Origin of the sequence: Mesorhizobium sp. M7A.F.Ca.ET.027.02.1.1 (assembly GCF_004022985.1) — a bacterium.
Lineage (GTDB): Bacteria > Pseudomonadota > Alphaproteobacteria > Rhizobiales > Rhizobiaceae > Mesorhizobium.
The window spans coordinates 20,970-36,440 of record NZ_RZOL01000016.1; the positions used below are offsets into that span (position 1 = coordinate 20,970).

Genomic DNA, 15,471 nt, shown 5'->3' on the forward strand with positions numbered 1-15,471 from the left:
TCCTTCGATACTTTTGCGGCCGAAGCCGGCTTTCGGGCGACGTATTCGCTCAAGTCCGAGGCTTGAGGCTGTCGCGGCCACTGTCGACGTAAGGCGCCCAGAAATCCACCGACTCGCGGATCATCTCGATAACCTGATGGTCGACTGGTTCCCTCTCCCTGAAGGAAAGTTCAAGGCAAATTTCATTGTCGGTTCCACCGCCCTGCCGAACCGCGTCCAGCAACTTCTGCGGCACTATGCGGCCGTCCTTGTTGTAGGCGGCCGTGAACGGCCAGTGCCCGCCCTTGTTCATGGAAGACTGCTTGATGTGGATGATCGGCGATTGCAATGGAAACGCTTTCGCCCAAGCATAGGGATCGGTATCGGCAGGATCGGCCGAGGTCACGTCGCCATGGTCGATATCCACCATCATCTTCATCGGTATGGGCAGCTTCGCCGCATCGATGGCGCCTTGCAGCGTGGCGCAGCTTTCGATCGTGTGGCCGAACTCGCGGCCGACCGACATCGGCTCCCAGAACAGGTATGTCAGACCCGCCGCCCTGGCGTGTTCGGCCACCTCGCGCCAGCATTCGAGCGCGATATCGAGAAGTGCTGCCCGCCGTTGCGGATCGTCAAAGTCCTTGTGGGTGAAGATGGCGAACTGCGTGCCCATGCCGGACGCGCCGAGATCGGCGGAAATGTCGGCGAAGGTCTTGAACCAGTCGACATAATAGCGCCGCACATCCGCATCCGGGTGGCCGAAATGGTTGAGCCGGCCATAAGGCCCCGTCATGCCGGAGGTGATCCGCACGCCGGTCCGCGAAAGTGCGCTGTTGAACAGGCGCAGGAATTTGGCAATCGTCGCCGCCGGCCAGCCCGGATTGACGAATTCATGCGTCAGCTGCACGTCGCGGATGCCGATGCCATAGGCGATCGCGTCGATCAGATCGTCTGGATCGGCGAAACGATTGACCAGCGGATTGGTGTTGAGGGAAAGCGTGAAGGCCATCAGTCTGCCGCCGCCATGATGTTATCGAACCAGTCTTCGAATCCTTTCCGCTCGGCCGCATTGAGATGCAGGCCATGTTTGGTGCGGCGTTCCAGGATATCGGCTGATGTGCCGGCCCATTCGGTCTCGACCAGGAACTTTGCCTCCCGTTCATATAAATCGGGACCGAAGCGTCGGCCGAGATCAGCCTCGCTTTGCGCGCCGGCGAGCAATTGCCGGGCGCGGGTGCCGTAGCTTCGAGCGTAGTGCTTCACCAGCGACGGGCTGAGCCACGATAACTCGGAATGCAGATCGCTCAGGAATTGCTCGAAGTCCGCATTGGGCAGGTCGCCCCCCGGCAAGGGAAATTTGGCCGTCCAGGCTTTCTTCATCGTCGGAAAGAACGGCTGGATCTTTTCCAGCGCATGTTCGGACAGCTTGCGGAAGGTGGTGATCTTGCCGCCGAACACCGAAAGCAGCGGTGCGTTGCCATTGGAGGCGTCGAGTTCGAAAATATAGTCGCGCGTCACCGCGCTTGGATTGTCGGCATTGTCGTCATAGAGCGGACGCACGCCCGAGAAACTGTAGACCACGTCCTGTGGCGTCAGTTGCCGCTTGAAATAGCGATTGACCACCTTGATCAGATAGTCGACTTCGCTGGCCTCGGCGACCACTTCCTCGGGCCTGCCTTCGTAGGGAATGTCGGTGGTGCCAATCAGCGCCAGATCGTTCTCATACGGATTGACGAAGATCACCCGCTTGTCGTTGTTCTGAATGAGATAGGCTTGCCGCCCCTCCCAGAATTTGGGCACGACGATATGGCTGCCTTTAACGAGCCGAACATTGCGCGTTGAATTCTGCCCGGCGACGCGGCTGACAATGTCGTTGACCCAGGGACCTGCCGCGTTGACCAGCGCCCGCGCCCGGACCTTCGTCACCGCACCCGTGCGACCATCCTGCATGTCGATCGACCACAGTCCGTTTTCGCGGCGGGCCGCGACACAGGCGGTGCGCGTAAGCACTCTGGCACCGCGCTGCCTGGCATCCAGGGCGTTGAGCAGCACCAGGCGCGCATCGTCCACCCAGCAGTCGGAATATTCGAAACCGCGCTTGAACTCGTCCTTGATTGGCGCGCCTTCCGGCGCAGTCTTGAGGTTCAGCGTTCTTGTCCCCGGCAGGCGTTTACGGCCGCCAAGGTGGTCGTAGAGAAACAGCCCGAGCCGGACCAGCCATGCCGGCCTGTCTTGCGGGCTGTGCGGAAGAACGAAGCGCATCGGCCAGATGATGTGCGGCGCCGCCTCAAGCAGCACCTCGCGTTCGATCAGCGCTTCGCGAACCAGCCGGAATTCATAATATTCGAGGTAGCGCAGGCCGCCATGCACCAGCTTGCCGGAGCGCGAGCTCGTGCCTTGCGCGAGATCGTCCTTTTCGCACAGGATGACGGACAGCCCGCGACCTGCCGCATCACGCGCTATGCCGGCTCCATTGACGCCGCCGCCGATCACGAAAAGATCGACGACATCTGTTGTATTGCTCAAGATCCTGCTCCTGTGCGGTGCGCCATGCCCTTCCACACCGGCCGAAGCGCCTGACGCGCTGCAACGAAGGAAGGGAAGAGGGCATCGTAGGTTTGCGAAAGGGCCTCGTCATAGGCATCGCAGTCGCCGAGAAGCGGCGTCACCCATTCGGCGGCGCAGTCTTCCATCGAGCCATAGACGCCGAGGCCGACCGCGGCCATCATCGCGGCGCCTGCCGCGCCGGCTTCCTGGCGACTGCTGGTGCGCACCTGTGCCCTTGTCGCCGCTGCGATGATGCGGCGTAGGGACGGGCTGCGCGCGGCGCCGCCCGACAGGCGGATTTCGCCCGGCACGGCGCCCATCGCCTGGTAGCAATCGCGTGCGGCGAAGGCCAGTCCCTCGAGGACGCCGCGTGCCAGATCGCCAAAGCCGTGCTTGACCGAAAGGCCGATGAAGCCAGCGCGTGCGTCAGGATCGACGAACGGTCCTCTTTCACCGGCCAGCGATATGTAGGGCTGGTAGATCAGCAAACCAGGCTCCGATGCTTCCACCCAAGCGTCGAGGGCCTTCAGCAACTCGTCATGAGAAGGCTTGCCGCCAGCCGTGGCGAGCACGTCGCGCGCAAGGCCAAGCACCCAGTCTATGTTGAGCGTCGCCGCCATGTTGGATTGCAATTGTGCAAAGGCGCCCGGAATAGGCATGGCAATCGTGTAGCCGGAGCCATCGTCGTTCAGCACGACATCGTCGGGCGTGGCTGCGAAGCGCGTGTGTATGCCGGTCGAGCCGATGACCGTGCAGCCGACATTGCCCGAGGGATCATAGAGGCCGGCTCCGAGCGCCGTCATGACCATATCGACGTAACCCAGCACCACCGGGGTGCCTTCGAGCAGGCCAGTCTCTGCCGCCGCCGATCGCGACAGCGGATGATGGTCGGTGGTGCCTTCGAGCATGGGAGGCAACAGGCGGCGATGCGTCGTCAGATCCAGGATGTCGAGGGCTTCGTCGGAATAGGTGCGCGACCGAAAATCGCCGAAGGTGAAGGTTCCCTCGGAGGGATCCGTGGCGCGTTCGCCTGTCATCTTGAAGTAGAGCCAATCCTTGCAATGCAGGGCGGTCGCCGCCCGCTCCAGCATGTCGGAATGGTTTTTTTTCATGAAGGCAAGCTGGGCGCCTTGCTGGCAGGAATTGAGACCCGTGCCGGTCAACTCGAACCGCCTGCGATCCCGGGGATCGGCGCGCATCTCGTCGACCAAATGTCCGGCGCGGGCATCGAGCCACAGCCAGGCGCGCGAGACAGGCAAGCCCTCGCCATCGATCAGCCAGGTTCCGTCGCCCTGCCCGGTGATGGCCACCGCTGCGGTTCGTTGCGCGAGGTCGGGAACCTTGGCCGCGAGATCGCGAACGGTCCGCGCCATGTCGCGCCAGGTCTGGTCGAGGTCCTGCTCGGCGCCGCCGCCTTCCAGCGTGACGAAGCTGTTGGGCACCGACGTCATGGCGAGCTGCCGCCCGGACAGGTCGAAAGCGATCGATTTGATCACCGACGTTCCCGCGTCGATGCCGATCAGCAGGTCTTTCATGCCGCAAATTCCGGTTGGTTGCGAAGGCAGTTCACGAGGGTAGTCATTTCGTAGAAGAGGCAGGGAGTGTCCGCAAGGACACCCCCTGTGCAGGTTTCATTCCGACAGGACGAAGGGAGCGGTGTACTTGTCGACATTGTCCTTGGTGATGAGAAGGCAATCGAACAGCTGCTTCTCGGTCGCCGCGCCGGTGGCTCCGGTCTTGATGAACGAGTCCGCCTGCTGCACGGCCTTGGCCGAGAAGATGGCGACCGGCTGAAGCACGGTGTACTGCAGTTCGCCGGACTTGATCGCCGCAACCGCATCCGGGGAGCCGTCGAAGCCGCCGACCTTGATGCCGGCGAGCTTGCCGGCTTCCTTCAGCGCCGCAACCGCGCCAAGCGCCATCTCGTCATTGCCGCTGATCACGGCGATGATGTCGGGATTGGCCTGCAGCATGCTCTGCATCTTGTCGTGGCCCTGGGTACGATCCCAGTTGGCGACCTGCGAAGCAGCCTTTTCGAGATCCGGGTACTGGCTCAGCACAGTCGCGTAACCGTTCGAGCGCGTAGCGGCGTTGTTGTCAGACGGGGCGCCGAGCAGTTCGACATATTTGCCCTTTTCGCCGACGGCCTGCACCCACTGCTGGGCACCGAGAGCAGCGCCTTGCGCGTTGTTGGAAACGAGCTGACCCTTGGCGAGGCCTTCCTGATTGATCTCGGCATTGACGAGGAACACCGGGATGTTGGCTGCAATCGCCTTCTTCACCGCACCGACAGAGCCGTCAGCGTTGGCCGGATCGAGGATGATCGCCACCGACTTGTTGGTGATGGCGGTGTCGATCAAATTGCTTTCGGTATTGGTATCGCCCTTGTGGGCGCCGACATTGGCTGTATAGCCAAGCTTCTCGGCCTCGGCCTTGGCGACGTTGCCCTCAGTCAGCCAGTAGGGGTTGGCCGGATCGTTGACGATGATCGAGATCAGGCCCGCGGCTGACGCGGCGGCCGTGAACCCGACGACCATCGCGGCGGCGAGCAGACTTTTCAGCATGGTTTTCATGTACATTCCTCCAATGATTACGCGGTGTTGCTGCCAGTTCACCTGGCAGTCTTCCCTTGGGCAGGATTGGCCGGTTCGGCCTTCCCCCGTTTCTGAGAAGTCGGTTGGCCACCTGTCGCGCTTGGGAGCTTGCTACGGCGGCGATACTGAACGGCATTGAGGAGCACGGCGAGCACGATGACCGCGCCCGTGAACACTGTCTGCCAGTAGGATGAGATGCCGATGATCACCAGACCGTCGGACAGGAAGCCGATGACGAAGGCCCCGAGCAGGGTTCCGCGGATGTTGCCGCGGCCGCCGGTCAGTGCCGCGCCGCCGATGACGACGGCCGCGATGGCCGTCAGTTCGTAGGTGGTGCCGGCGGTCGGTCCAGCCGACGTCAACTGCGAGGACAGGATCAGGCCGGCGATGGCGGCACAGATGCCCGACAGCACATAGACGGAAATCTGGACCGTCTTGACCGGAACGCCGGAGAGTTCGGCCGCGCGTTCATTGCCGCCCGAGGCGTAGAGCCAGCGCCCGAAAGCGGTGCGGTTCAGGACGATGCTGCCGATGAGCGCGATAATCGCGAGAACCACGACGCCCGTCGGCACGCCGAACAGACGGTTGAAGCCAAGCGCATCGAAGCCGGTGTTTCCGAGCTCCGGCTTGCCGCCGAGATTGTTATAGGTCAGGCCGCTGGTCATCAGCAGCGCCAGGCCGCGTGCCATGTACATGACGCCGAGCGTGGCGACGAACGCCGGAACCTTGAAGCGCGCAATGAGCACGCCGTTGATCAGCCCGACGACCGCGCCCAGCATGCAGGCCAGCACCGCGACCACCCAGACCGGCGGATAGAGAACGACGCCCAGCCAGGTCAGCGTCACCCCTTGCATCAGGAATCCGGCAACGACGCCGGCCAAGCCTAGCGTCGACCCCACCGACAGATCGATGCCGCCATTGAGGATGACGAGCAGCATGCCGATCGCGAGGATTCCGAAGATGGCGACATGCGAAGCCATGGTCAGGAAGTTCGCCACCGAGAGGTAGTAGGGCGACAGGATCGAGAAGACGACGATGATGACGATCAGGGCAAAGAAGGCGCGGCCCTCGAGCAGCAGCTTGGCGAGATCGAAGCCTTCGGCGGCCGCGCTTGGACTGGACTGTTTTCTGGCCTGGCTGACGTCGGTCATGGGTCTGGGCTCCGAAATTCTGGTGATCAGGCGACCACGGCTTCGCCGGAGGCGGCCATGATCTGCTCTTTGGTGGCGTTGGCGCCGAATTCAGCTGAAATCCTGCCACGCCGCATGACGACGATGCGGTGGGCAATGCTGAGGCATTCGTTGACCTCAGAGGTCGAGAAGACGACCGCAAGCCCTTGAGCGGCGCGTTCGCTCAACAAGCGGAAGACCTCGGCCTTGGCGCCAACATCGATGCCGCGGCTCGGCTCGTCGAGGAGGATGACCTTGGGGTTGGTCGTCAGCATCTTGCCGATGACGACCTTCTGCTGATTACCGCCAGACAGCGATCCGATCATGGCGTTGCCACCAGCGGTCTTGACGGTTACCTTGCGGATCGAGTCTTCGACCAGCTCTCGCTCCCTGGAACGAGACAGAAACAGCCCCTTGGCAAACGCCTCGATGCTGGCGAGCGAGAGATTGCGGCCGACGGTCATCGTTTGCACCAGCCCGTCGCGCTGGCGGTCCTCGGGGACCAGCACAAGCCCTCTGGAGATGCGCTGGGCAATGCTCAACCCCGAGACGTCCTCGCCTTCCAGCAGCGCGCGGCCACCCGCCATCGGCACCCGTCCAGCGACGGCTTCCAGCAACTCCGTGCGCCCGGCGCCCATTAGCCCATAGATGCAGACGATCTCGCCGGCCCTGACGTCCAGCGACAGGTGATCGACGACGGAATAGCCCGAGCCCGAAGTGTCAACGACGCTGACGTCCTCGATCGAAAGGGCGACCTCGCCGAACGCATGACCGGTCGGCGGCGAGCCGAGATCGAAATTCTCGCCGACCATGTTGCGCACGATCCACTCGAGGTCGATGTCCCTGGCCTCGGCCGTCGCCGTTATGGCGCCGTCGCGCAGGACAACGGCGTAGTCGGTGATCTGCAGCGCCTCTTCGAGGTGATGTGAAATGTAGACGATGGAGACGCCGCGGCTGGTCAGATCGCGGATCACCTTGAACAGCACCTCGACCTCGGTTGCACTGAGCGCGGAGGTCGGCTCGTCCATGATGAGGATGCGTGAATCGACCGACAGCGCCCGCGCGATCTCGACGATCTGCTGTTGACCCAGGCGCAGATCCTCGACGAGAGTCATCGGGTCGATGTCCTCTTCGAGATCGGCCATCAGCGCGCGCGCCTGGCGCGATTCTTCGGCGAAGTCGAGGCCGGTTCTGGTGCGCAGTTCGCGGCCCATGAAGATGTTGTCGCGAACGCTGAGGTTCGGCGCCAGGCTGAGTTCCTGGTGGATGATCGAGATGCCGCGATCGCGCGCGTCCGAGGATGAGGAAAAGCTGACGAGATTGCCGTCGAGCACGATGTCGCCGGATGTCGGCGTGACGACGCCGGACAGGATCTTCATCAGCGTCGACTTGCCGGCGCCGTTCTCGCCGAACAGCGTCGTGACCTTGCCGCGATGGATGTCGAAATTGACGCCCTTGAGCGCATGAACGCCGCCATACGACATGACGATGTTGCGCGCCGAAAGCACGGCGTCGCCGGTCGCGGGTCCGGTGTCTGCAGCCGCGCTCATTTGACCTCCAGCCTCACCGGAGTGACCAGCCAGCTCTTCGGGTTGACCAGCTTGAATGCGCCGACCACCGATACGGTCTTGCCGGTCAAGGTGCTGGTGTCGACCTTGGCCAGGACTTCCTTCTTCATCTCGTTGTTCAGCGCCGAACCGGCGTCCTGGTATTCGATCTGGTTGGTGAACTGGCCGAATGTGATCTTGCCGGTGGCGTCGCGAAGCTCGGTGCCGTTGATCGCCGGTCCCGTTTGCACCCGGATCATCAGCGTGTCCGGCACGCCTTCGACGGCGACCTTGTAGATGCCGGATTTTCCTTCGCCGACGACACCGGTGAACTTGACCGAGATGACCGGTCCGACGCCCGCCGGCACGCCATATTCCTTTTCCGCCGTCGCCCTGTCCTTGGCGATAGCAGCAGCCACCGTCACCGCGTCGGCGGCGCGTGCCTCGACATCGGCCTGCACCTTGGGAAACTCCGACTTGCCGTAGTCAGCGGCGGAAAACACGGCGCTGCGGACATCGCCGGCAGAGCCGATCCTGACCACCTTGGTGTCGAGCGCCATGGCGCCGAGCAGGACGACAACCGCGGCGCCGGCAAGTGCCCGACGCAGGGCGGGCGAAGCCGGCCTGGTCGATGCGGTGGCGGCTTTCGCGCTCATGACGCAACCGCCAGCAAGGCTGATCCGCGCTTGTCACGCATTTGACGATCCTCCGTTCACATGGCGCTTCGCGCCATTGGGTTTGTTCTGTTCGACAAGGGCACGAGCGGTGGACTCGTCGGTGATCAGGCCGCTCAGATAGCGGCTTTCGAGCACCGCTTTGATGGCACGCACTTTGATCTTGCCGCCGGCGACGGCGACGATCCGGCGGCCCTTCAACTGGTCCCGCGGAAGCGCGAGAATTCTGTCCGACAGCGCCGTTTCCACCGGGCGCCCCTTGTCGTCGAAGAAGTGGGCGAGCAGCTCGCCGACGCCGCCATCGCGTTTCACCTCATCGATTTCGGAATGTTCGATCATGCCGGTAGCGACCAACGAAGCTTCCCGCTCGGCGGTCCCTATGCCGACGAACATCAGGTCGGACCGGCTTGCGAGGTCGAAGACATCGCTAATGCCGCGCTGACCAAGCAGCACTTCACGGTCCTCGGCGGTGTTGGCGACGAAAGGCACCGGCATCACATAAGCCTGCGCGCCGGTCCGCTCGGCCAGCCGATGCATGACATCGTGCGGGTTGGCCGCGAATTTGCGCGTCACGCCGCCAAGCAGCGAGACGAAACGGATATGGGCAGCGGCGGTGCGCGTCAGATACTCGACGCTTGCGGCAAGGGTACGGCCATGGCCGACGCCGATCAGCATGTCCTCGCCGCGATCGATCTCCCGCTTCAGAAACTGAGCGCCGGCGATGCCAAGCGCCTTCAGCGGCAGCTCGTCCTGATCGAGATCGGGAACGACCTCGCAGTAATCGAGCCCGTAAGCATTGATCAGCTGCTGCTCGAGGTCGATGCATTCGCCGACATCGCCGTCGATGATCACCCTGACAAGGCCATCCTGGGTGGCCCGGGTGATGAGCCGATGCGCCTTGAGGCTGGTCAGGCCGAGCCGCTTGGCCACCTGGGCCTGCGTCAGACCCCCGGCATAGTGAAGCCAGGCCGCGCGGGTGGCGAGGCTGGACTCATGATCGCGGTTAGCGGCTCCGCCGGATTTCAAGACATCTCCTCCCTGAGATGATATTATTATCTTTGTGTGCAAAAATTTTCACATCTCTGCATCGCTGTCAATCCCTCGCCGGATTTGGCGCATGCACATATGGGGAATTCACAGGTCTCGCCCTTCCCGAAACGCCGGTCTGCCGGCATTTCGGCGGGCAACATCGACCCATTAGCAGGTGAGCATGTTACTCGATCATACGGCTATGTTAATTTAACGTCAATCTGTGTTATTTCGTGCTTGAGCCAGTAGAATTTCACAGCCATCGGCTATCTAATTATTTTCTAACTAGCTGTTTCTCCATAATAATATCTGACATCGGCAAAATCCCAATCCACCTGTGAGTTGAGCGATTGGGGATGCGACGCATCCTTAGGCAAACCGACCGGATTGCCTTGGGAAAGAGCATCGGCGACGGAATGATCAGCCCAGCCGCATCAGGTTCCGGTCCTCGAGTTCCAGGGCGGCGGCCTCGACTTCCTCTGCGAGGCGCCCGGCGCTCCAGCCCAGCGCCCGTCCGGCAATCGTCGCAATCTCCTGCAGATCCCGGCCCGTCAGTGACCCTGATATCGCCAGGGTGCTGCGGCGCATGACGATATCGGCCAGATGTTCGACGAACTCGGTGCGGACGATGTAGTCAATTTCCGATCGGCTGTAGCTTTCTGAATCCGGCAGTCGGCCCTCATCATCCGGCTCATGTGTGGCGATCTGCGTGGCTCTGGTGCCATATCGCGACAGCAGCGCCTCGAGACGCCGTTCTCCAGCGCCCGTCTCCGAGTGAGCCAGAGCCAGCCAACTTGCTCGCGCTGCAGCATCAGCCGGGAAATCCCTGCCGCCGCCGATCGGCATGGTCTGCGTCGTCACCTTGCGGCTGCGCTGCAGGCGGCCGAGCACGGTGTCGGCGACTTCCTCGGCGAAGCCGCGAAAGGTCGTCCACTTGCCGCCGATCAGCGAGATGACTGCGAATGGTCTGTTCCGATCCGGCTCGGCGACGGGCGCCGAGTGGTCACGGCTGATCAAGCCGGGCACCGATGCATCCGAGGCCGGCAGCGGCCGGATGCCGCTATAGGCATAGACGATCTGGTCGCGCTCGAACGCCATCCCCGGCAGCAGCGTCCGTACGCTGTCGAGCAGGTACTCGACTTCGTCAGGTTCGCAGCGCACCGCGTCGGGGTTGTCGGCCTTGATGTCGGTGGAGCCGACCAGCGCCAGGCCGAGATAGTCGTAGACAAGGCAGATGCGGCCGTCATCGGCCTCGAAATAGAGCATGCGTCCGGCCAGGCTTTTGACCAGCTCGTCGTGCTTCAACAGGATGTGCGAGCCCTTGGTGCCGCCGATCATCTTCGACGGCGCGCCTAGCGAATCGTTGACATCGTCGATCCATGGACCGGCGGCATTGACCACCAGCTTCGGCCGCACCGAAAAGGCCGCGCCGTTTTCCGGCTGGAACGTCAGCACGCCATCGGCGGACTTCGCCAGCGCCGTGTAGTTCGCGCTGGCCGAGGCCTCGTTTGCCTGCAGCCCATCGAGGATCAGTTCGAGCACGAGCCTCTCGGGGTGGCTTATCTTGGCGTCGTAATAGGTGCCGGTGGCGACGATCGAGGGGGCGAGCGCCGGCATCTCACTGAGCGCCTGGCGCCGCCCGACCATGCGGTGACGCGGCATGACCTGGTTTCGCGAGCCATAGAAATCATAGATCATCAGGCCGATCTTGATCAGGACGGCGCCACGGCTGCGCGGCGCGCTGGTCGAGCCGAACAGCGTCCGCAGCGCAGCCAGCATGCCCTTGCTCCAGGAGAAGATCGGGATGACCGTTGGCAGCGGGCTGACATAGTGCGGCGCGTTTTTCAAAAGCAAATTGCGTTCGAGCGTCGACTGCGCCACCAGCCTGAACTCGCCGGTTTCGAGATATTTCAGACCGCCATGAATGAGCCGCGATGGCGCAGCACTCGTGCCGGAGCCGAAATCCGCCTTGTCGACGATCAGGCAGCTGACGCCTTGCGCGCACAGATCGCGAAACAGCCCTGCCCCGTTGATGCCGGCGCCAAGAATGACGACGTCGACCTCCCCGGCTCCGGCCATAGCGGCCAGACGCCCGGCTGGATTTTCCGTACGTATTGCTTCGCTCGAGCTCATGGCGCTTTCGTCTTGACGATGCGCAGCTTCACGCCGGCCCGTTCGAGGGCTTGCGCCCGCGCATCGCCCAGGCCTTCGGTCGCCAGCACGACATCGAAGCTGGTCAGATCATCGAAGACATGCAGCGCGATCCTGTCGAACTTGGCATGGTCGATCAGAAGGATACGCTTGACCGATGCGGCCATCATCGCCTGCTTGACCCGCACGACATTGGGATCCTGGATGAAGGCGGTGGTTCCGGTGATGGCCGAAGCCGAACAGATCAGCACATTGGCGCGCAGTTGCGCCACCGCGTTCTCGCAGACGATGCCGATATAGGCGTTGTAGGTGTTGTGGTACTGGCCGCCGAGACAGATGAAGTCGAGTTCGTCGACATGGGTCAGCAGTGCAGCCGTCGCCACTGAGTTGGTGATGACGGTCAGCGGCTTGACGTCGAGCAGGAGCGTAGCGACCGCATTTGCCGTTGACGAATCGTCCAGCATCACCACCTGGCCAGCTTCGATATAATCGAGTGCTGTCCGCGCCAGCGCATCCTTTTCGGCCCGGTTGACCGTCACCCGGTAGCGGAAGGCGCTTTCGTAGAGACCGGAAGGCTGAACCGTGACCGCACCGTGCAGCTTGCGCAACACGCCCTGCTGCGCCAGCCGGTCGATGTGCCGGTGGATGGTCATGCGCGATACGCCGAAATGCTCGACCAGATCGTCGATGCGTACCTGGCCGAGCTTGATCACATAGTCGGCGATCTCTTCGCGTCGTTCGTCGGCCTTGATCATGCGGTCCCCTCGGTGTCTGGCCGCGCCAGCTTCTCGATGTCGGGCCAATGCGGCACGAGCGCACCGGCTATGCGGCCATAGAGGGAAAAGCGCTCGTTGAACACAGCACTCGAGGCCAGCACTGGCTCGTATTGGCGCGCCGTCATGCCGACCTGCCGGGCGCCTTCTTGCGGCGTCGCGAAGATGCCAACCGCCGCACCAGCGCAAAGCGCAGCGCCAAACGCCGCAGCCTCGTCGGTCGAGGTGACGGTGACCGGGGCGTTCAGCACATCGGCAAACATCTGGACGAAGGCCGGATTGCGCGAGCCGCCGCCCGTCAGGCGGATTTCGCTGATGGCAAAGCCGTCGCGCAAGGCTTCGACATGGGTACGATGATTGAAAGCAATGCCCTCCAGAACCGCCTTGAGCATATCGCCGCGATTGTGCCAGCCATGAAGGCCGACAAAGCTGCCGCTGGCGACATCGCCAAAGGGGGAGCCGAACAGATAAGGATGAAACAGGATGGTCGACCGCTTTTTAAGCGCCTCGTCGATCTCTGCCGCCAAAACCTCGTGGATCGAGCCACCACCGACCGATGCCCTCTCCTGTTCCGAGCGGCAGAACGTGTCGAGAAACCAATCGTAGTTCGCGGTCGAGGCCGGCGAGATCGCCATGTTGTTCCAGCGGCCGGCGTCGATGGCGTTGCGACAGAGCCAACGCGGGTCGACGCGCGGTTGCGAAGAGACCACTTCGTTGATGGAATAGGTCCCGGCGACAATGGCAAGCACACCCTCCTCATGGCCGCCCATGCCAAGTGCGGAGGCAGTTACGTCATGCAGGCCGCTCGCCACCGGTGTCCCCTTGGCAAGGCCGGTCATGTCGGCGGCCTCGGCGGTAACGTGGCCGGCGATCTCGGCCGAATGCGCCATCGGCGGCAGCGCGTCGAAAAGATCGTCCAGTTCGAAGATGCGCATCGCTTCCAGCGCGTAATCCTGCGTGCGGAAATCCGTGAATGAGGTGCTGGCCTCGGTACGGTCGGTGCCGATCGTGCCGGTCAGGCAAAAGCGCAGCCAGTCCTTGCAGGCCAGTATATGCCCGATGCGGCCATAGCGGTCGGGTTGGTTCTTCCTGATCCAGGCCAGCAGCGCCGACGGAGCCGAAACGTGCGGCGCCTGGCCTGTTCGACCTAGCGCATCTTCGAAGACCCGGTCCGCCGACCATCGCTCGACAATCTTGCCAGCGCGGCTGTCGAGCGACAGGATTCCAGGCCCTAGCGGCCGACGATCCTTGTCGAGCAAATAGAGGCCGTCGCCATGCGCGGTCGCCGCCACCGCCCTGATGTCGTCCGCCGGGCGGCCACAAAGGGCAATCGCCTCCTTGATTGCATCGCCGGTCGCTTGCCAGAGGCCGGCCATGTCGCGCTCCACCCAATGCGGATGGGGTATCGATTGTGGAACCCGCCGACGCGCCACCGACAACTGCGTGCCATCGGCATCGAAGATCACCGCCTTGGTGACCGTGAGACCGTTATCGATTCCGAGCAGACTGGGCATGGGCGCCGCCGCTTTCAGCAACTGGTGAAGGGCGCTGCAAGGCAAACCTGCAGGTTGGGATAGGGATGACAGGCATGACGACAATCAACGAGCAACGGTGATACAAAAGCGACGCATCCGACGCGGTAAAAAGACCATAGTAGCATGTTAAGTTAACGTCAATACGTGAGATATTTTGCGGATATGTCTGACGTCATCTGCGACGAAAATTGCCATCCCCTCGTACCGCATCCGATGCGGACGAAGTTCCGGCTAGTGCCCAACTGGCCGGATAGGCTTCAACCCCGCGCTGGGAGCCAGAGAGCACGGTACGATTGACGCCGAACGCGCTTCGACTGGCTTTGCGAGTTCCTGCGCAACGACCTGATAACCCGCGCCGCTTCGGCGCCGTTCAAAGAAAACGCGACGACTCAAGAAGCTCAGCCACCCCGTCCAGTTCCTTGTGCAGGCGATGCCAGCGACGGTCGAGATAAACAAGCGAATGCGCCTCCGGGGGGACCTCGTCCGGCTGTACCTCGCCGTCAAGGAGTTCGGCCGCGACCAGTGTCGCGCCCTCGATCGGCAGGACGCCGAGCCGACGGGCGCGGAACCAGGTCGAAACGCCGGTATAGCGCGGTTCGCCGGTGGGCAGCCGCGCCCAGGCGCCTCCCGGAGGGAAGCGTTCCGCGCCGCTCGACGCGCAGAGCTGCGCCAGGTCGATATCAGTGAAGCGCAGCAGGTGGATCACCATGGTCTCGGCCCGCAGCAAAGGCTCGGACGAAGTCGATTTCATCGAGAGCGAGAAGGCGACGACCGGCGGCGCGGCACTTACCGAGATCAGCGAGGATACGGTCATCGCCACCGGCCTGCCGCCGGGATCGGCCGTGATCACGGCAACACCGGCCGGATGGTGGCGAAAGGCTTCGCGGAAGGCGTTGGTCATCGGATGCGGGAAGCTCATCGACGTCTCTCTTCTGCAGCGTGAATAAGGGCCGGACGGCGTCTGCCGGACGGCCCTTGCGGACTACTTCTTCTCGATCAGGTCGTAGAACTGCCAGGTGCGATCGCTCCACAGGCCGCCGATGTCGCGACCGGCCGAGGTGACGATCGATGGCGCGATCGTGAAATGGTTGGCCGCCACCATCATCTCGCGGAAGGTGCGCTGGATCACGCCGGCGCGCAGCGACGCGCCGCCGCCGGCGCGGTAGGCGAAATTGCAGATATCCACGCCAACCTCGTGAATCTCGGATTTGGCCAGATGGACAAGGCTGATCTGTCGCGTCGATACGCTGTTGCCGGCCTCGACCGTCGCCTCAATGTCGCGCCAGACTTCGAAGACGAAGGCGCGGGCAGCGCGATAGCGGGCTTCGGCGCGGCCATAGTCGTGCCAGAACTTCTCGCTCTCGCCTATCAGGCCGGCGCGACCCGATTTGCTGCGGGCGAACTTGGCGATCTCGTCCAGCATCCGCCGCCCAGTGCCGAGAGCCCAACCGGTATGCCCGATTGCGGCGAGGC

General features: G+C 62.9%; 13 protein-coding genes. All 13 read right to left on the reverse strand.

Features of this window, described 5'->3' with window-relative positions:
* Positions 1 to 49: 49 nt before the first annotated feature.
* Positions 50 to 988 carry a TIM barrel protein gene (locus EN749_RS03715; RefSeq protein ID WP_127811165.1) on the reverse strand — a complete coding sequence of 313 codons (939 nt, stop codon included), beginning with the start codon at positions 986 to 988 and terminating at the stop codon, positions 50 to 52.
* Complete coding sequence (locus tag EN749_RS03720; protein ID WP_127811166.1) at positions 988 to 2,505, reverse strand: glycerol-3-phosphate dehydrogenase; 1,518 nt, start codon at positions 2,503 to 2,505, stop codon at positions 988 to 990. The genes EN749_RS03715 and EN749_RS03720 overlap by 1 nt, the downstream gene beginning before the upstream one ends.
* Positions 2,502 to 4,061 carry an FGGY-family carbohydrate kinase gene (locus EN749_RS03725; RefSeq protein WP_128362586.1) on the reverse strand — a complete coding sequence of 520 codons (1,560 nt, stop codon included), beginning with the start codon at positions 4,059 to 4,061 and terminating at the stop codon, positions 2,502 to 2,504. The genes EN749_RS03720 and EN749_RS03725 overlap by 4 nt, the downstream gene beginning before the upstream one ends.
* A gap of 96 nt (positions 4,062 to 4,157) precedes the next feature.
* Positions 4,158 to 5,105 (reverse strand): D-ribose ABC transporter substrate-binding protein, encoded by a 948-nt coding sequence (locus EN749_RS03730; RefSeq protein WP_023756738.1) that lies wholly within the window; start codon positions 5,103 to 5,105, stop codon positions 4,158 to 4,160.
* Between the two features lie 32 nt (positions 5,106 to 5,137).
* Positions 5,138 to 6,271, reverse strand: a complete 1,134-nt coding sequence (locus EN749_RS03735) for an ABC transporter permease (protein ID WP_128362587.1) — start codon at positions 6,269 to 6,271, stop codon at positions 5,138 to 5,140.
* Between the two features lie 26 nt (positions 6,272 to 6,297).
* The gene (locus EN749_RS03740) at positions 6,298 to 7,839 is read right to left on the reverse strand and encodes a sugar ABC transporter ATP-binding protein (protein ID WP_127318214.1); all 1,542 of its coding nucleotides are present in this window, start codon (positions 7,837 to 7,839) and stop codon (positions 6,298 to 6,300) included.
* Positions 7,836 to 8,492, reverse strand: a complete 657-nt coding sequence (locus tag EN749_RS03745) for a DUF2291 domain-containing protein (RefSeq protein WP_127269798.1) — start codon at positions 8,490 to 8,492, stop codon at positions 7,836 to 7,838. The genes EN749_RS03740 and EN749_RS03745 overlap by 4 nt, the downstream gene beginning before the upstream one ends.
* A 33-nt stretch (positions 8,493 to 8,525) precedes the next feature.
* Positions 8,526 to 9,536: a sugar-binding transcriptional regulator gene (locus EN749_RS03750; protein ID WP_128287373.1), complete on the reverse strand. Its 1,011-nt coding sequence runs from the start codon at positions 9,534 to 9,536 to the stop codon at positions 8,526 to 8,528.
* Positions 9,537 to 9,959: 423 nt separating this feature from the next.
* A complete protein-coding gene (locus tag EN749_RS03755; RefSeq protein ID WP_164748772.1) occupies positions 9,960 to 11,618 on the reverse strand; it encodes a glycerol-3-phosphate dehydrogenase/oxidase in 1,659 nt (552 codons plus the stop codon).
* A 50-nt stretch (positions 11,619 to 11,668) separates the two neighbouring features.
* Entirely contained in the window at positions 11,669 to 12,445 is a 777-nt protein-coding gene (locus EN749_RS03760) for a DeoR/GlpR family DNA-binding transcription regulator (protein WP_127269804.1), read from the reverse strand.
* Positions 12,442 to 13,977, reverse strand: coding sequence for an FGGY-family carbohydrate kinase (locus EN749_RS03765; RefSeq protein WP_127811172.1), 1,536 nt, complete (start codon positions 13,975 to 13,977; stop codon positions 12,442 to 12,444). The genes EN749_RS03760 and EN749_RS03765 overlap by 4 nt, the downstream gene beginning before the upstream one ends.
* 391 nt (positions 13,978 to 14,368) lie before the next feature.
* Positions 14,369 to 14,917, reverse strand: a complete 549-nt coding sequence (locus tag EN749_RS03770; protein ID WP_127811173.1) for a flavin reductase family protein — start codon at positions 14,915 to 14,917, stop codon at positions 14,369 to 14,371.
* Positions 14,918 to 14,980: 63 nt separating this feature from the next.
* A partial coding sequence (locus tag EN749_RS03775; protein ID WP_281061868.1) for an acyl-CoA dehydrogenase family protein occupies positions 14,981 to 15,471 on the reverse strand: 491 nt, incomplete at its 5' end.